We start from the raw sequence: 18,483 nt of genomic DNA, 5'->3' as shown, positions 1-18,483 counted from the left end.
TATTTGACTCCACCCGCACAGCGGGTGGTTTTGAGGCACGCGCGTTTTCCGCGCGTACCAGGCTAAAGCCTGCACAAAAAAAATCGGCCCCAAAAGGCCGATACCGAGGTTTTGCTCGGGTGAAGCAGTATTCCGGAATGGCGACCAGCTTACTGCGATTCTGATTTTTCATGTCATATTGACATCCGTTCGTGACTTAACCAGAAGACATTATAGCGGGTGTTTTCAGAAAATGTCAAGCTTTTATCAGCGAAAGCACCATCACCGGGTTGAATTTGTTGGGACTAGACGCGTACTTCTCCGTGAAAGATCGAAAATTTTTCAGCAAATCATCACTCACAATAAGCGACCATTTACTTCAACATAGTTTGACCATTTTTCGGTGACGCCGATTAAACATCTATTTGTATTTAACTCTCGAAACTTAATTGTACGAGTTTCCAACTGGATGGTCTTCATGCCATTCACTGTACTGGTTATATTCTTCCGTACCCTCACCGTAGTATGCTTTAGCGGCTTTGTCGACTTCTTCGTCCATGTCATAATCGCTGTCGTTAGTTGAGTGATAGTCACTATCATCGTCATCTGTCGTCGTTTGTTCTGAATCATAATCACTACTACTGCCAGAATCAACGCATCCTGCCAGTGTGACTGCAAAAAGTGGTAATAGTGCGAGCGTTAGTAAGACTTTAAACTTCTTCATCATATAAACTCCGTCTCATTGATTTTGGGGCAAAGCAGATATTGAAACGTCACTATTTTTATAAAAATAGTGCCATTAGACAACAGAAAGCCACTTCAATTAAGAAGTGGCTTTCTGATCGAGCAAATCGCTTAAATACAAAATATTCGATTAAGTGAAATTAAAATTCTATTCCCAGTCGAGCGTATCTTCAGCGGCGCTATCCCGCGTCATCACTAGGTTTCTATGCCTCAGCTACTGTTTTGGCGGGGAGTTTGGCGGGGCTTAGTTGATCGTACTTTACCGCCTGATTCCCCACGAACCGCACCTGATTCTGACCCGCCGTCTTGATCGTGATGTTCCCCGCAATCTGTTCGGCGATATCTGCATCCAGTCCGCCCCATAAGTGCGAGTAGTGCTTCAGCGTGATCTCAGGTGACGAATGGCCTAAGCGCTTGGACAACACTAGTACGGAGACGTTGAACTCATTGATGAGATACGACGCATGACTGTGGCGCAGCCCTTTGCCTTCGACTGGGTGCACCTGCGCCAACTTGGCGTAGCGGTGGATAATCCTCGAGATCGTGGACTTGGTCATCGGCAAGCCGTCGTAGGTCATGATGAAGTCATCAATCCCGCCCAAACCGAAACTCGTCTGCACCTCGCGCCAGCGCCGTAGAATTGCCACGGTGTCATCATCAAGCGTCAAGATGCGCTTGCCGCTGTCTGTCTTCGTGTAGTCGTGGCGCTCCCAGTCATGCCGGTTCTTCATCACCAGCATGTGGTCAACGTGTAGCTGCTTCTTGGCGAGATCAACATCTCGCCACCACAGCGCCGTGCCTTCGTTGACGCGCACGCCAGTCAGGAAGTACAGCCACAACATCACGAAGTTCAGGTGACCGTAAATGTCATCAATGCAGATTTGCGCGATGACTTGTTCAAACTCAGCTTTCGTCCAGAACGGCACGCTGCTTTTGGCCTTAGGAATCGCCTTGACCCGCTTCGACACATTGCTGGACAGGTACTGCATCTGCACCGCATGGTCAAGGGACTTGCGGAAGCAGCCGAACACCAAACCAGCATAGCCTTGCGAGTAGCCCGCACCGCCGTCTTTTTCATCCGTGAGCAGCCACGTGCGGAAGTTCTGCACGTCGGTGATATCGATATCGCGCAACAGCTGGTCGCCAAAGCGGGCGATACAGATATCAAAGCTGCGATTACGGACAGCGAAGGTGCTTTCCTCCACGTCGGTTTTGTACGCTGGGATATACGCGTCTTTCATGAACTGGCGGTAGGTCATGCGAAAGTTCGTAAACCCATGCGCCTCATGATATTCACGCTTCACCCGCGTAAGTTCCTTGTTCGCCGCAAACGCAGTGTTGAATGGCATTCCTTGACTGTCCTTCCGCCCTTTCTTGCGGACGCGCTTGCCACTCATCTTATCGGTGCCCAACTCGGTTTCATAGTAGAAGTTACCTTTGGCGTCTATGAATACGCCTGGATATTTGGTTTTACTCATTCTCAACAGCTCCATTCATCGGTGACCCGAGAATGGACTCAACGACAGAACGCGGCACGCGCCCTAAGTTTCGGTTGAGATACAAGGGATAACCCTTTTGTACCATCCTTTGCTTCGCTTGTCTAATAATATTGCGCGCGGTGTGCTGCTTAAAACCTAATGCCATCAGATCTTGATAGCAGACAAAACTCTTATCCAATTACGTCACTTCCTTCTCATTGATTGAAGTGAGATAATCAAACCAGATAGGACCCAAATCTTATCTGTGAAGGGTGACTACTTGCTTTGGTCGGCATAGTCGCTCTTTTTTGATGTCTCACTCGGTTCTGAATCCGTCAAAACGCCGTTGCGGTGATGCTGATAGTGGTGAATCAAGTCCCAGTGGCGTTGCGTCAACTTGCCGCCGTCAATAATCGCCTTCAGCTCAGTAGTGCCATTGTACTGATCAATCAGCTGCAACATCTTCAGCGACGGCGCGACCTGCTTCTTGAGCCAACGGGTAATGTGCGCGTAACTCAATGGTTCAGGATTGGTAGAAAGTCGCAGCTTGTCGCGATAATTGCCGATGAAAGCATCCCAGCGCGGATCTGTCGCCCACTGACTCTTCGCTTTGTGACTCGGCGTCAAAAAACGCAGGTAGCGATTGATGATGCCGAACACAACTTTCTCTGGATCATGCTCTGCCAACAAATTCTTAATTGCCGCAGCGGCGCGTTTGCGACGTAACCGGACTTCAAAGCGTGTCCGTATCGGCTGATCTTCAATCGCAATCTCAGGGTGCTTCTGGTGTTGCTCAAAAGCCTTGTCGTAAATACAGAAGTACACTTCACTTTGCGGCGACCCCAGATACAAGGTTCTGCCCGATACCTTCCACTGCTTGGTGCGATTATCTCGGAAACCATGAAAACGTGAGGTGAATTCATCACGGTCACACTTCTCAATCAAGGTTGGTACGTCAAGCAAGCCATTGCGATCATTGATGGCGAGGTCAACTCGGGTGAAATGACCGTCAAGCGCAATGCACGTCTCTAGGAAGTCGTACCAGGTGCGATTCTGCTGGCGCAAATACGATTCAACATAGCGGCAGCCTTGGCCCTTCAGTTCAATCATTGTGCCACTGTCTTCGCTTGGATCATAACCGTCTGCATTCACATCTTGATACGGCGACAGCAACACATCGATTTCACCACATTTGAAGGTCGCCGCGTACCCGTATCGCGCCCCTTCTTTGAGATTAAAGTGATTCAGGTTAATCTGGAACAGTTCGGTCACCAGTTCTTCATAGTCGTGCGACTTGAAGGTAACGCCCAAGTAATCAATACAGACGTCAACGTTGTTCTGGCCGGTCAACGACCGCAGTGCCAACGTCAATCGCAACCGCGCTTGTTGGTTAATCGGCTTGTTTCCCGTCAGCAGCTGGTTCAAATGCGATCGACTGTAATCAGCCGTCTTCGCTAATTGGCCCTGAGTGATCTTGTGCGTGCGCATCTCATCATGAAACTGGTTTAGCCAGTCGGTATTCGTCATCCCGCCGACTAAGTTCAAATCTTTCAGCATGTTATCTCCTTTCGAAGCGACCTGACAGCAAAGCCTTCTTTCTGCTTACGCAAAGTGGCTTGCCACCGGCGCTTTCGTCCTACTTACGTGTATTTTGTCTCTAATATTTGCCCCCCTATTAGAGACCGGGGGCTTGTGGCGGCCGACTAACGCCGACCGCCGCCGCTCGCGCTAGCGGCTTTCGCGCTGCACGCCGCGCGTGGCGGCGTACGTTGCAAGGCCCTTCCGGAAGGTCTGTGAGAACTTTCGCTCTCAACATATACAGACGGTTTTTGGGACGAAATTTGAAACACGTCAATCTCAACGTTAATTTTTCTTAAGCTTTTGGGGATTCATCTTTTTCTAGCTCATAACACTCGACATAAGATGCCCAGCACGATATAATGGGTATATGAAAAATGTGGAAGAAACAAAAGAAATAGACCTGTTCGAATTTGATGTTGATAACGCCATGCATCTTCTTTCAATTACCGAATGTGCCAATCGCTTACGTGTATCTGCACAGTTCATTCGAAATCAAATTAAATCTAGCGATTTAGCTGCCGAAAAAGTAGGAGGAAGTTGGGTAGTTTCAAATTCTGCGCTAGATGAATGGATTTCCAAAACTGGATTTGTAATTGAACCCGAAGATCATCCACGGCTCAGTAATGCCATCCCTCCAAAAATTGCATTTAGTTTCTTTACCGGCGCGGGCGGTTTAGATATTGGTATGCATAATGCTGGCATAACACCTTTGGTAGTCAGTGATATTGACAAGCACGCACGTAAGTCAATTGCCAAAAATTATCCCGACGCCGCCTTAATCGGAGACGTAACTAAATATTCTGCTAAAAAAATATACGAATTCGCGCGGATTCCACGTACTAAACAAGTTGACTACATGTTTGGTGGCCCGCCATGTCAAGCATTTTCTACTGCTGGACGTCGACGTGGATATGGAGATATTCGCGGGGATGTCTTTATCAAATACCTTGATCTAATAGGAGAAATCCGTCCAAAGTATGCGGTCATTGAGAATGTTCGTGGATTGCTGTCTATTCCTGCGATTTTTGACCCAACTGATACTAAGGGTATTAAGGGTGGCGTTCTGCTGTATGCACTACAAAAATTGCGGTCATTTGGTTACACTGTATCGTTTGACCTATATAACTCTGCTAACTTCGGTGCCGCCGAAACGCGGGAACGTGTAATTATCATTGCAAAACTTGGATCTCATAAAGTGGCATATTTGGAGCCAACTAACTCAAATGACACTAAATATGGATTACCTGCATGGCGATCATTTGGATCAGTGGTGCACGACATTGAGGATAAACAACTTCATTACATTGACTACCCGGCCAAAAGAATGAAGTTCATTAAGCATGTTCCTGCTGGTGGGAACTGGCGTAGTTTACCAGATGATCTCCAGCGCGAAGCTATGGGTAAGTCATATAATTTACCTGGAGGAAAAACAGGATTTTATCGCCGTCTTTCTTTTGACAAACCCGCTCCGACGCTTGTTACTCATCCAACGATGCCGGCTACAGATCTAATTCATCCAAATGAAAATCGCCCACTTAGCGTCGAGGAGTATGCCCGAATTCAAGGCTTCCCAGATGAGTGGACGATTGAAGGAACGTTACTAGATAAGTATAAGCAAATCGGAAACGCAGTACCAGTCCCCCTTGCAGAGGCAATTGGTAAAAGAATTTTGGCTGACGAGCACGGCGAAACGCTACCAGACAATTTTAAGGACTTCGCCTATTCCCGATATAAAAATACTAGAGATTCTGATTGGGAGACTGCAACCATTGCACTTGCCAAAAAGAGCGGTAAGATTGACGAGCTTGAACAAACAATCTCAAAAAACAGCTTAGAACTATTCTAAGCTTCTAATAATATTGGGATTCTTTTGAATAACATTCCGCAAAAAGCCACGATAACCAGCTTCCGAGGTAACCTCACCCGATAACTCCATTAATTCGTTGAGCTTTTCCCACATAAAGACGGGGTATGGTTTGCCGTCCTTACGCCGTGTTTTTAGCCTATTCCATTTTCGAATTTGGGTACCTTGTCGAATTGCCTGACTCGAACTGTTTTCCGTATTGTCTCGATTCTTAATTTGTACAAAGCTAGTGATAATTTGCCCCGGTTTGACAAAATCACAAGCTCGAAGTGTCTCGCCTCTTGCCCATATCCACCCTTGAGGCTCCGCAACGCTCGCAATGTATTCCTCCAATAGATTTCCTTGAACATTTTCCGCGCTCATGAATAACTGATGAGCGTGGATTTTTTCGATTAGCTGATCATCTGTCAAATTCTGCCGCTGCTGAACCATAACACCCAGTGCAGGGTCGGTCGCACTTTTTGGTAAATCAGCTACTCTTTGGCTGGGCGGCGTAACCAATGCTCCAACATACTTTCCAATCCATTTTGAAATATAGTCCTTTGGATCAGAAGATGTTACTTTCACACTAGCATTTGGAAAAAGCCCATTCATGTCGCTCAGAGCAATCTGAAATAACGTACGTACGGTGTCACAGCTTGCTGAGCCAAAAGGGAGTGCCAAACTAAATTGATCTAGTTGAACAACTTCATCGAAGTATTTCATAAATTGCTGCACTGTAACTCCAGCATAGTCTGCTGGTCGTTTTGTATTTGCCATTGTATCTCCTATACCTTACTGAGCACGCGCGACAAAGGTCTCGGCATCCACTATTTCTGCGATTTTCAAAATTTCTGTCTTGTTACTGTCCATACTCTGCGGAGTTATATGGAACATACCACAAACGTGCCTAATCATTTCATACATTGCTGTAAATTGAACACTCGTTAGAAAAAGACCATCCTCATCCTTTCTAATTTCGGCAAACCTTGTATCAGTATTCAATGGCTTCAGCGGCATACCCTTACCACATTTAACAATATCATACTCTGTTTGTGAGACCCAACCAGCACCGACTTCCATTTGTACGCCTCGCTTTTTAGGACTCACATCACTATCAATGTAAATTACAAACAAAGGTTTATTTGTAAAACTTTGCGCAAAAAACTGCCGTAAATATTCATATATTTCCATTCCCCACGGAATATGAGAGGCCTCATTTTCACAATTAGTGTAGAGTATATCAGCGGGATCAAATCCATTATACAATAACAAAGAATAAATACAGTTGGACACCACTTCGTCATCTTGTGTTTGACTTATCAAAACCTTGCGCATTTGCTTTTCAGTCTCGAGTCTTTTAAGGCCAACCAATTCCAGTGCAGTTGAAACAGCCTGCTTAGTTACCTGTTCATTAGGCTTGTCATTTTTCTGTTGACGAACATAAGTATCAATCTGATTAACTGCTTGGTCAACGGATTCACGCAAGTCAAGTTCATGCTGAATCTGTTTCTGCTTTCGTTTTTCACCATCAATTCTTTTACGTTCTTTAACCACTGCTTGCTTGGCAATTACAGCATTTTTTACTGTTGTTTCCAGCCAAGAACTGAATACCTGATAACGTGGATCATCCGTTTTATAGCCCTGACGATTACTTAACGCCATATCCGGATATAATGAGTCTTCAAATTCGTCAACAAAAAATTCGCCTACCAAATACACTTCAGAAAGTCTATTTTTACCAACCTCAGTGAGAGTATTGAACTGACCAAGTTTCCCATGTGAATAAACTGCGACATAATTATCCGGAAAATCGCTCTGGCTTTTCTTTTGTCCACGAGTTGACTTGTACGTACCAATCCAGCCGCTAACATGCATTACCAGCGTTTGAGTTTTACCCTTAGCGTCGTTCATCTCAACTTCAAGAGATACAGGCTCTTTTGTATTTAGAAACTTAGATGTTTCATTTGATGCAATAAACGTTTTCTTCAGCTCAGTAAAGCTATCTCCATATATAGTCAACGTATCTAATTTTGAGGAGATAAACTTCTGACTGTCTCTTAGCGTTTCAATTTTTCCATCAATACTTACATGTATCTGAAAGTCAGAGCCTACTTGGGGAAAAAACTTTGCCAAATTATTTACAACTGTACTTGGTAATTTCGGAAGATGGTACTGAGGATTGAGCATTTCGATTCTAGTACCATGATCAGTAACATGCTCAAAATGAATTCTCTCTTCCGAAATTGGTTGCAATAAATGATTCTTTGGAACATGGCGAGAAAGAACAAAGCCTGACTTCTCGCCATTCTTAATTGAAGAAATGTTTACTTCCTCAGAAACTGACAACGCGGCAAGCTTTCCAACACCTTTTCTTCCCATTCGTGGTCTATTCTTTGATTGCGTATACTCATTGTTATTAGCAGACCTACTCGGCTGTGCAACGGCCAAGAAATGTTCTATTTCATGATCGGAATACGACATCCCCGAGCCATCATCCTCAACATAAATTGCATTGGCATTTAACCCTACCCACACATTAGCGGCGTCAGCATCATACCCGTTTGCAATCAATTCAGCTAAGACATAATAAATATTTGTATACAGGCTTGGCCCGAGCAATTCTAAGACTTCAGGGCTAACTTCAATCTTATACTCTTTTTCCATAAACTACGCACCTCATAATCAAACACTAGAATTATACCAATTCATGCTTTATCTCGCGTAAATGTTGTCTAATACTTTTTCCAATTGCTTCACCCAGTTTAACAGGTACAGCATTCCCAATGAGCAATGCAATTTTACTCATTGAAAAATGATTACCGCTAACGAATTGGTAATTTACAGGAAAGGTTTGAAGCATAGCTCCTTCTCTCAGACTAAGTGCACGATCTTGCTCAGGATGTCCAAATCTACCGTTACCATATCCTATAAACTGCGTTGTGATGGTAGGTGAAGGTTCATCCCAACTCATTCTGCCATACACTGATTGATAACTACTTCCAGATGCACGTCGATAGCATGCCGGTAATAAGGACGGATCCCAATCGTGCCACGTTCCATTTGGATGCGATTGCTGAATTCGCTGAATATTGATGGTGGATAAGTTCCTAGATACATGTAACGAATCGTTTTCATCCTTCTTACCAGCCTGTAATTTTGGTAATCGAGCAATTGTATCTGCGACCGTAGGATAATTTGACTCGTTGTAGAGCGGATCAATCAAATTAATTTTTCCCAATCGTGAAGCAAGCAATAGTAACCGTTTTCTTTTCTGAGGAACACCGTACGCTGGTGCATAGACTATCTTATACGTATACTGATAGCCCTCATCACTTAGTGTAGTCAGAAACTTTTTAAATATATCGGTTTTTTCAAGTTGAGGCACATTCTCCATTGAAACGATATCTGGCTTGACATTTATCACCTGTTTGCCAAAATAATCTAGTAAATCTAGCTTGTCCTGATGTCCTTCATTATTTTTATATCGGTGACTATACGCCGAAAACGGCTGGCAGGGAGCACACCCTATTAGTACCTTAAAGTCAGTATCATTAGGGTATAGTTTGCTTATTTCGTCATCATCAATATCTTTGACATCTTTTTGAATGAATCTTGCATGATTATTAAATTCGTATGGGTATTTGCAACTGGGTAAAATATCATATCCTGCAACGACATTTATTCCGGTTCGTTGTATACCGTTAGTAAGCCCACCCACACCGCAAAATAAATCTACTGCACGTATTTTCATGTGTAACACCTCAACGTAAGTGTATCATAATATAATTACCAAAGGTTCAAAAAATCCCCGCCAGCTCAGCCCTCATTCGGCCCAAACTTGGCGGGGATTCTGGCGGGGAACGTAACGATTTCCCCGCCAATCGTATCCTTTGTATCTTCCGAAAATGCCGTTAAATCAACATTCCGGGTTCAATTTACATGTACCTTTTATTCCCATTCCACAGTTGCCGGCGGCTTAGAGGTGATGTCGTAAACCACGCGGTTGATGTGCCCACATTCGTTGACGATGCGAGCCGAGATCTTTTGCAAGACTTCCCAATCGATGCGGGCAAAGTCTGCAGTCATCCCATCAATAGAAGTGATCGCACGAATGGCAATGGTGTAGTCGTAAGTCCGACCATCACCCATGACCCCGACAGAACGGAAACCTGGCAGTACGGTGAAGTATTGCCAAATGGATTCGTCTAAGCCGGCTTTTTTGATTTCGTCACGTAAAACAGCGTCGGAATCGCGAACGATTTCAAGCTTTTCAGGGGTGACTTCACCAAGGACACGGATCCCAAGGCCTGGGCCTGGGAATGGTTGGCGCCAAACGAGTTCATGCGGGATCCCAAGGCGTTCGCCAAGTTCGCGAGCTTCATCTTTGAACAACTTGTTCAACGGTTCGATCAACTTGAACTTCAAGTCGTCTGGCAAGCCCCCAACGTTATGGTGAGACTTGATGGTTTGGGCAGTATCGGTACCAGATTCAACGACGTCAGTGTACAACGTACCTTGAGCGAGGTAGTCGATGCCGTGCAACTTGCGGGCTTCAGCGTTGAAGACTTCGATGAAGTCGCGGCCGATGATCTTACGTTTCTTTTCAGGATCCGTAACACCTTTCAAATCGCCTAAGAAGCGATCTGCGGCGTCAACTTTGATGATTTTCACACCCAAGCCTTTGCCTAAGGAGTCCATCACTTGATCTGCTTCGTTTTTCCGGAGCAAGCCGTGATCAACGAAGATACAAGTCAGTTGGTCGCCGATCGCTTTGTTGAGCAATGCCGCAACAACGGAAGAATCGACCCCGCCGGATAAACCGAGCAAGACTTGCTTGTCGCCGACTTCTGCACGAATGGCTTTGATCTGGTCATCGATGAAGTCACCCATGTTCCAGTTGGCAACGGCTCCACAGATATCAAAGGCAAAATGATGCAAAATTTCATGGCCATACTTTGTGTGTTGCACTTCAGCGTGGAATTGGATGCCGTAGAACTTACGGTCGTCGTCGTCCATTGCTGAAATTGGGCAGTTTTCACTCGTTGCGGTCACACGGAAGCCTGCAGGTGCTTCTTGAACCAAGTCACCATGGCTCATCCACACAGTTTGTTCGCGTGGCAAGCCTTGGAAGACCTTGGCGTCGTCATCGAGCACTTTGATGTCGGCTTTGCCGTATTCACGGTTGTCAGCTGGTGCGACTTTGCCGCCTAAGCGATAAGCCATCAGTTGCATGCCGTAACACACGCCTAAGATCGGAATGCCGAGGTTGAAGATCTCGTCATCGACCCCTAATGCCCCTTCGTCATAAACGGAATCTGGGCCGCCAGAGAAAATGATCCCTTTTGGCGCGATTTCTTTCACTTCTGCAGCCGTGATCGTATGGGGTTTGAGTTCGGAATAAACGCCGAACTCGCGAATCCGCCGGGTGATCAATTGGTTATATTGACTGCCATAATCAAGTACGATGATCTTGTCGTAATCCTGGTTTGCCAAGCTTTCTCCACGCTCCTCTTTAAATTATATTAATTCTACTGATATTATCGACGAACGTCAATCGTGATGAGAATTTTCCCATTTTAAAATGACCCCCATGCGCGCACGCGGGCCAGTTTCTTCTATAATAAACGGTTGTCTTTGAAAAAAACTGCCTCCCGATCGCACCATCAGAAGGCAGCCTGCCAAAATTCTGTCGCGGTCATCATGAGTTTTCCGCCTGATGGTGACGCACGCATCACGAACTAAAGGAGACAATTAATGCTATGCTTTTGCACAGTCGCATACCAGACAAGGCGCTTGTTCCTTGCCTTAAATTCAGTGTATCACGGCAATTGTGGAAGCGCAAACAATTCGCCTTCAAGACTGCGTTGCCCTATGCGGCAGTCCGGAACTGATCCCCTGCTAATTGCCGGTAGTACGCGGCATTGGTGGCTTGAATGTAAGGCAACAACCACAAGTAACCGATCCCCGCAGTCAAAGTCGCGACGATCGCCCAGCCTAAGAAACTCAGCTGTAACACGAAATACTCCCACTTGTGCCCGTCCATCAGTTGCCGACTGGCGGTGATGGCATCAACAGCCCCAATGGTGGTCCCGGCATCTTGCATATCTTTTAAAATGTAATTGGCTTGTGAATACGCCAGCGACTTGATCAACCCTGGCACCACCAATAACAGCGACCATAACCAAATGAAGATCCCTGACAACAAGGTATTCAGAAATACCGCCATTGCTTGACCACTGGTGAACCCGCTGAAAATATCATTAAAGATGTTCGACCCGTCTTCGCGGTCATCGATCACGGCTAAAAAAGTAAATTCGATGCCGGCAGTCACCATCATTTCTAAAATGCCAAAGGTGATGCCACCGACGATGCTTGCCAAAATGAGTCCTAATAAGTTAAAGCCTACCGCCCAACCCCAGCGGCCTTGTAAACTGAGTTTTGCTTGTTGTTTTAATGCTGCTCGATCCATTTCTCCAATTCCTCCTTGTGAAACTTGAAACAGTATATCACTAAGCACGCGACAACTTGCGTCAGATTTATTTAAATTGTGCTAGCGCTACCATTATGGTATGATAAATCGCCCAACAGAATAGTGACTGCGCCCAGCTCTTTGGTGGCGCCCCTTTTGCGTGTGATTGGAGGACTCTTTTGAAAGATTCGATTCAAATTATCGGCGATCGCCAAAACAATTTACAAAATGTCTCGCTGACCATCCCCAAACACCAGATCACCGTGTTCACTGGCGTGTCTGGCTCTGGGAAATCGTCGATCGTCTTTGACACCATCGCCCAAGAAGCAGGCCGGCAGCTGAATTCGACGTTTTCAAGTTTCGCGCGGTTGTTCTTGCCGCGGTACAAACGTCCCGATGTCGATGCCGTTAACAACATCTCCCCTGCTGTGGTGATCGAACAAAAACCCCTTGGCGGCAACGCCCGCTCAACGTTAGGCACCATTTCAGATATTAATCCGTTGTTGCGGATCTTATTTTCTCGCTTTGGCCAACCTCATCACGGCCATGCGTCCAATGCCTTTTCCTTCAATGATCCTGAAGGCATGTGTCCCACTTGTCAAGGGATCGGCGAAACGTATGTGTTGAACATTGATGCAGCTTTTGATCGCAGTTTATCGATCAAAGGTGGTGCGGTGCTTTTGCCAGGCTATGTCAAAAATGGTTACTACAATCAACAATTGATGAAAACCAAACTGTTTGACAACGACTTGCCGCTTGAGGAATTCTCCGATGAACAATGGCACTTTTTACTCAACGGGGACCCCGACGAACGCGTCCGTACTAAGCAAAAGTTTGAAGGGATCTCGCGGCAATTCTTCCGCACCACCACCCAATCCGATCGCGATACCTCTGCAGGTGCCGCCAAACGTTTAGCGACTTACGCGACGCAGACTTTATGTCCTGATTGCCACGGCCAACGCTATAATCAGCAAGTGCTTGCCAGTCGTATCAACGGCTATAACATGTTTGATTTAACAGATATGCAGTTGTCAGACCTTGCAGACACTTTGAAAACTTTCGATGATCCGGCAATGGCACCTTTGCTTAACGACTTACAACAACGCCTTGGCGATATGATCGCTATCGGCCTCGACTATTTAGCCTTAACTCGCGACACTCGCACACTTTCTGGTGGGGAATCCCAGCGCGTCAAAACCGTGCAATATCTCGGCAACGCACTCACTGATATGTTGTACATTTTAGACGAACCGTCTACTGGGTTACATCCCCGCGATGTCCATCGCTTAAATGACTTACTGAAAAAACTTCGCGACAACGGCAACACCGTGATCGTCGTTGAACATGATCCAGACGTGATCGCCGTCGCTGATCATATCATCGACATGGGACCAGGCGCTGGCTCTCATGGTGGGACAGTGACTTTTGAAGGCACTTACGCCCAGTTGCTTGAATCAGATACCTTGACTGGACGTTCATTGAAGCAACATTTACCGATCAATCCACATCCACGCAAGCCGACCACTTTCATTGAAAGCCACCCAAGCTCGCGCCATAACTTGAAAAACGTTTCCCTGAAAGTCCCCGTCAATTTGTTCACCGTGGTGTCAGGTGTTGCCGGTTCCGGGAAGTCGACTTTGGTCCAACAAGTCTTTGCGCGCGAACATCCCGAAGCTGTGAACATCGACCAGTCGCCGCTACATGCGAATTCTCGCTCAAGTATTGCCACTTACACTGGTATCATGGATCGCCTACGACAACTTTTCGCCAAAAGTTCCGGTCAACCAGCAGGCTTTTTCTCCAGTAATTCCACTGGTGCTTGTCCCCAATGTCATGGCAAAGGGGTCGTCAGCTTAAATCTGTCGTTTATGGATGACGTGGAAGTTGAATGTTCGTTGTGTCACGGCACTAAGTTCAAGCAGGAAGTCTTGCAATACGAATTGCGCGGCCACAACATTGTCGACATGATGCAAATGACGGTCGAAGAAGCCGTGCAATTCTTCAACGACAAGAAAATTGCCAGCATGCTCGCAGCTGTCGAAAACGTGGGCCTTTCCTACTTAGAAATTGGACAGACTTTGGATACGTTGTCTGGTGGTGAAGGTCAACGATTGAAAATCGCTGCAGAATTGCAAAATGCTGGCAACTTGTATATTTTAGATGAACCGACCACTGGGTTGCACACTGCCGATACTCAGAATTTGATCCGGATCATCAACGATTTGGTCAACGCTGGCAACACGGTGATCGTGATCGAACATAACCTTGATGTGATGCGATCTGCTGACTGGTTGATCGACATCGGACCAGATGGCGGCTCTCGCGGTGGTGAAATTGTCTATCAAGGTGTGCCAGCTGGCGTTGTGGACTGTGCCGCATCAATCACTGGGAAGTATATATAAGCGGAAAGCCAAACTCGTCACTGAGTTTGGCTTTTTTGCTGGTGCAATCAAAAAAGCCTATCAGCGTTTGGGCTGGTAGGCGACGGTTTGGGCTGATTAGACCCGTGAACAAATGCTAATTTTTACAATCTCCTTCAGCGCAACACCAGTCGAGCTGAACGCATTTATCACAAATTTAGTTTATCATGTCTTTACAGCTCTACGCAACCGCTTAGAACTTTCTTAACGACACTTGGTCGATGACATGATTTTCGGTTTTATGTAAGATCACATCAGCGCGATTCTTCGTCGGTAAGATATAGTCTTTCAAATTCACCAAGTTGACTTTATCCCAGACATCGCGTGCCATGTCGAAAGCTTCTTTGCGATCGCCGATGGCATATTGATAATAATAGTTCGTCGGGTCAGTGAACGCCGTATCCAACAACATCCCGAACCGTTCCAAATACCACTGTTCGATCAGTTCTGGGTCCGCATCAACGTAAATCGACAAGTCAAAGTAGTCAGACACATAAATCGGTTCATGCGTTGGCAGCTGCAAAACGTTGATCCCTTCCACGATTAAAATATCTGGATGGTCGAGGACTTCTTCTTCGCCTGGGACAATGTCATAGATCTGATGCGAATACTTCGGTGCGCGGACGACGCCGGTATTATTTTTGACATTGTTGAGAAAATGGATCAACAAGTCCATGTTGTATGACTCAGGAAAACCTTTGCGGTCTAAGATCCCACGTTTTTCCAGTTCGGCGTTAGGATACAAGAAGCCGTCAGTGGTGATCATTTGGACGCGTTTGTCAGGATAAGCCCGCGACAACATCAACTGCAACAGCCGCGCAGTGGTGCTTTTGCCAACTGCCACGGAACCGGCGATCCCGATAATAAAAGGATGGTTGTAGTCATGTTCGCCCATAAACGCCGACAAGTTGAACTCGGCAGTTTGATAGTCACGATATTTCACGTGGATCAAATGCCGCAGCGGACTGTAAATGTCTTTGACGTCTTGCATGCTGACTTCATCGTTCAGCGATCGCAATTGATCAAGTTCTGCGTCAGTCACCGACGAGAAGTTGCGGGTATGAAACGTCGCCCACTCACTACGAGGGAAAACGTAATAATTCATTCGAGATTCCATGTTGTCTCCAAGATGCGATGCTAGTTTGCTCGCTTTTTGTTATTCTGCTGTAAGGCTTGCGCTTGATCAAATAATGGGCAGCCAACGTCGCCACAAGACTTGCAGCCATCGCCTTTAGCCTTTTTGAAAAAGCGTCGATAGATCACACCAGCCACTGCAAGTATTATGATCCCTAAAATGATCCAAGTTGCCATCAGCAATTCCTCCTATGTTAGCACTTTCAAACCGCCTTCTGCAAGTGACTTGCGGCAGGCCGCTTCACAAACAATCCAAACAAGATCAAAAGCAGTGCGGCACTGGCCAGTGCCAGCCCCCAAATCGTTGTGGTGCCTGCCACTAAGGCGCCGATTTGATTGACGATCGTGGCGATCAAATAGGCAACACCGCATTGATACCCTACCGCATACCAAGTCCAGCGGGTGTCGCCGAATTCTTTGTACATGGTACCGATTGACGCAAAACAAGGTGCGCAAAGTAAGTTGAACACTAAAAACGCATATCCTGCCATCGGTGCATACGCCAGTTGCAATTGTTGTTGGAAATGCGCCATCGTCCCACCGCCAAACGCGATTTTGAAGGTGCCGACGCAGTTTTCTTTGGCGATCAACCCGGAGAAGATCGCCGCTGTTGCCCGCCAGTCGCCGATGCCAAGTGGTGCAAAAATCGGTGCGATCGCGCCGCAAACATCGCGGAGGATCGATTGATTTTGCGACACCATTTCCAACTGCCAATTGAAGTTCGCTAAGAACCACAACAACACACATGACGCGAAGATCAAGGTCCCGGCTTTATAGACAAAGGCGCGAGAACGACTGTACACTGACCGCGCAATGTTTGAGAACTTCGGCAAGTGATAGGCCGGCAGCTCCATGACAAATGGTGACGGCGGACCGGCGAACAGGCGCGTTTTCTTCAAGAAAATGCCTGAGCCGATCACCGCTAAAATCCCGATGAAGTACGCAGAAGGTGCCACCCATGACTGCCCTGGGAAGAAAGTCCCTGCAATCAACGCGATCACGGTGAGCTTCGCTGAACACGGCATAAAAGTCGTCAACATGATCGACATTCGCCGATCTTGCTTCGACTCGATGGTGCGGGTGGCCATGATCCCAGGTACCCCGCACCCAGTGGCGATCAACATCGGGATAAACGCTTTGCCTGACAAGTTGAACTTATGAAACAAGCGGTCCATCACAAAGGCGATGCGCGCCATGTACCCACAGTCTTCAAGCATCCCCAAACAAAGAAACAACATCATGATCTGCGGTAAAAAGCCGAGGATCGACCCGACGCCACCGATAATGCCATTGACGATCAATGACTGCAGCCAAGATGCCACTTGCCATTGATTCAACCAATGGGTGGCGAGATGCGGCAGCCAACTCCCAAACACCGTATCATTCAACCAATCTGAGCCGATCGTCCCAATGGTTTGAATCGATAAGTAATAGACTGCCCACATCACCACCGCAAAAATCGGTAACGCCAGCCAGCGGTTGGTGACGACGCGATCGATTTTATCCGACCATGATTCAGAGAAATCATTGTCATCGATCACACTCATGGCGATCACTCGGGCAATGAAGTCGTAGCGGGCGTTGACCATTATGGCATCAGATGTATCGCCGAAAAGTTTTTCCGCAGTGGCAATGGTTTGCTTGATGTCGTCTTGTTGCTTGTCGGTGAGGTCGATGCTTTTGACGACTTGTTCATCTTGTTCAAATAACTTGATCGCATACCAGCGGCGTTTTTCCTGCGGGTAGGCAATGAGTTGATCTTGAATCAGACTTAACGCCGATTCCACGCGGGGATCATATTCAGGATAGGCGTAGGCTTTCGCATTTGGGGTCAGGAGATGATCGACAAGTTCCGGTACATTCGTTCCGTTCATCGCGCTGATCCCCACCACTGGCACCCCGAGGGCATAACTCAATTTGTCGAGGTTGATTTGGCGGTGATGTTGTTTCTTCAACACATCCATCATATTCAACGCAACGAGCAACGGGCGACCAGTTTCCATCACTTGCAGCGTCAAATACAAATTGCGCTCTAAGTTCGTGGCATCCACCACGTTAAGGACTTGGGATAATTCGCCATCAAGTAAAAAGTTCCGGGTGACGATTTCTTCCGAGGTATAAGGCGACAGCGAATAAGTCCCAGGGAGATCTTGGATCACCACGGTTTTATCTTGACGGAGTTTCCCGGCTTTACGTTCAACCGTGACACCAGGCCAGTTGCCAATGGCTTGCTTGGCACCAGTCAACGCATTAAATAGCGTCGTTTTCCCAGAGTTGGGATTGCCGACTAAGGCGATAGCTTCAGACATGTTGCCCCACCTCCACCACTTGAATGGATTGTGCGTCTGCTTTTCTGATCGACAACTTGTAGCCGCGCACCAGCAACTCTAACGGATCGCCAAGTGGTGCCACATTGTAGACTTTCACCAAGGTGCCGCGGGTCAACCCCATATCCATTAGGCGATGACGGAGTGCTGGTTGACCATCGAGCTTGGCGACGATGCCTTGTTGATGGCGTTTGAAACTGGCGAGTGGTTGGGCGTTGGTCAAATCGATATCGTGATAAGGTTGCACAGCAATTAAACTGGCAATTTCGGTGGACATCGCCAAACGTTGCCCTTGAAAATAAATCAGCATCCCAGAGTCGCCTTTTGCGGTTTGGATCACGGTCAAGCGCTTGCCTGCCAGTAATCCTAGTTCTGCGAGATGTTTGTTTAAGCGGTCGCGACCAGTGATCGACATAATGATGTAATCCCCTTGGGTGGTGACTTGAGTCAAATTTTGCATGGTCGGGCCTCCTGTGTGTCTCATGATATTCTCATCTTACTCGAT

General features: G+C 46.7%; 15 protein-coding genes. 2 read left to right on the top strand and 13 right to left on the bottom strand.

The window, feature by feature from the left end; translation table 11 throughout:
- Positions 1-424: 424 nt before the first annotated feature.
- The 4 genes from EKM92_RS08595 to EKM92_RS08580 all read right to left on the bottom strand — a co-directional run bounded on the left by EKM92_RS08595 (position 425) and on the right by EKM92_RS08580 (position 3,758).
- Positions 425-703 carry a hypothetical protein gene (locus EKM92_RS08595; RefSeq protein ID WP_125709858.1) on the bottom strand — a complete coding sequence of 93 codons (279 nt, stop codon included), beginning with the start codon at positions 701-703 and terminating at the stop codon, positions 425-427.
- Positions 704-926: 223 nt separating this feature from the next.
- Positions 927-2,201: a tyrosine-type recombinase/integrase gene (locus EKM92_RS08590; protein ID WP_125709856.1), complete on the bottom strand. Its 1,275-nt coding sequence runs from the start codon at positions 2,199-2,201 to the stop codon at positions 927-929.
- Positions 2,194-2,400, bottom strand: a complete 207-nt coding sequence (locus tag EKM92_RS08585) for a DUF3173 domain-containing protein (RefSeq protein WP_033572650.1) — start codon at positions 2,398-2,400, stop codon at positions 2,194-2,196. The genes EKM92_RS08590 and EKM92_RS08585 overlap by 8 nt, the downstream gene beginning before the upstream one ends.
- Positions 2,401-2,477: 77 nt before the next feature.
- Positions 2,478-3,758 (bottom strand): replication initiation factor domain-containing protein, encoded by a 1,281-nt coding sequence (locus EKM92_RS08580; protein WP_033572651.1) that lies wholly within the window; start codon positions 3,756-3,758, stop codon positions 2,478-2,480.
- A gap of 391 nt (positions 3,759-4,149) precedes the next feature.
- On the opposite strand from EKM92_RS08580, the gene EKM92_RS08575 reads away from it, so the two are divergent.
- Entirely contained in the window at positions 4,150-5,628 is a 1,479-nt protein-coding gene (locus tag EKM92_RS08575) for a DNA cytosine methyltransferase (protein WP_125709854.1), read from the top strand.
- Here EKM92_RS08575 and EKM92_RS08570 read toward each other — a convergent pair.
- The 5 genes from EKM92_RS08570 to EKM92_RS08550 form a co-directional block, all read right to left on the bottom strand.
- Positions 5,620-6,405, bottom strand: coding sequence for a SinI family restriction endonuclease (locus EKM92_RS08570; protein ID WP_125709852.1), 786 nt, complete (start codon positions 6,403-6,405; stop codon positions 5,620-5,622). The genes EKM92_RS08575 and EKM92_RS08570 overlap by 9 nt on opposite strands.
- Before the next feature lie 15 nt (positions 6,406-6,420).
- Entirely contained in the window at positions 6,421-8,292 is a 1,872-nt protein-coding gene (locus EKM92_RS08565; protein WP_125709850.1) for an ATP-binding protein, read from the bottom strand.
- Positions 8,293-8,323: 31 nt separating this feature from the next.
- Positions 8,324-9,379 carry a DNA cytosine methyltransferase gene (locus EKM92_RS08560; protein WP_125709847.1) on the bottom strand — a complete coding sequence of 352 codons (1,056 nt, stop codon included), beginning with the start codon at positions 9,377-9,379 and terminating at the stop codon, positions 8,324-8,326.
- A 197-nt stretch (positions 9,380-9,576) separates the two neighbouring features.
- Positions 9,577-11,121, bottom strand: coding sequence for a glutamine-hydrolyzing GMP synthase (gene guaA, locus EKM92_RS08555; RefSeq protein WP_125709845.1), 1,545 nt, complete (start codon positions 11,119-11,121; stop codon positions 9,577-9,579).
- 376 nt (positions 11,122-11,497) lie between these two features.
- On the bottom strand, positions 11,498-12,097 hold the full coding sequence (locus tag EKM92_RS08550; RefSeq protein WP_125709843.1) for a DUF975 family protein: 600 nt from the start codon (positions 12,095-12,097) through the stop codon (positions 11,498-11,500).
- Positions 12,098-12,276: 179 nt separating this feature from the next.
- On the opposite strand from EKM92_RS08550, the gene EKM92_RS08545 reads away from it, so the two are divergent.
- Positions 12,277-14,499 carry an ATP-binding cassette domain-containing protein gene (locus EKM92_RS08545; protein WP_125709841.1) on the top strand — a complete coding sequence of 741 codons (2,223 nt, stop codon included), beginning with the start codon at positions 12,277-12,279 and terminating at the stop codon, positions 14,497-14,499.
- 211 nt (positions 14,500-14,710) lie between these two features.
- On the opposite strand, the gene coaA is transcribed toward EKM92_RS08545, so the two are convergent.
- The 4 genes from coaA to EKM92_RS08525 are packed head-to-tail and all read right to left on the bottom strand — an operon-like array spanning position 14,711 to position 18,438.
- Complete coding sequence (coaA, locus tag EKM92_RS08540) at positions 14,711-15,634, bottom strand: type I pantothenate kinase (protein ID WP_125709839.1); 924 nt, start codon at positions 15,632-15,634, stop codon at positions 14,711-14,713.
- Positions 15,635-15,654: 20 nt separating this feature from the next.
- Positions 15,655-15,828, bottom strand: a complete 174-nt coding sequence (locus EKM92_RS08535) for a FeoB-associated Cys-rich membrane protein (RefSeq protein ID WP_125709837.1) — start codon at positions 15,826-15,828, stop codon at positions 15,655-15,657.
- A 26-nt stretch (positions 15,829-15,854) separates the two neighbouring features.
- Positions 15,855-17,960, bottom strand: a complete 2,106-nt coding sequence (feoB, locus tag EKM92_RS08530) for a ferrous iron transport protein B (protein WP_125709835.1) — start codon at positions 17,958-17,960, stop codon at positions 15,855-15,857.
- On the bottom strand, positions 17,953-18,438 hold the full coding sequence (locus EKM92_RS08525; RefSeq protein ID WP_125709833.1) for a FeoA family protein: 486 nt from the start codon (positions 18,436-18,438) through the stop codon (positions 17,953-17,955). The genes feoB and EKM92_RS08525 overlap by 8 nt, the downstream gene beginning before the upstream one ends.
- Between the last annotated feature and the right edge of the window lie 45 nt (positions 18,439-18,483).

Origin of the sequence: Lacticaseibacillus porcinae (assembly GCF_003946305.1) — a bacterium.
GTDB lineage: Bacteria > Bacillota > Bacilli > Lactobacillales > Lactobacillaceae > Lacticaseibacillus > Lacticaseibacillus porcinae.
Note: the sequence above shows the minus strand (reverse complement) of the source record. Positions and strands in the feature narration are given on the sequence as shown.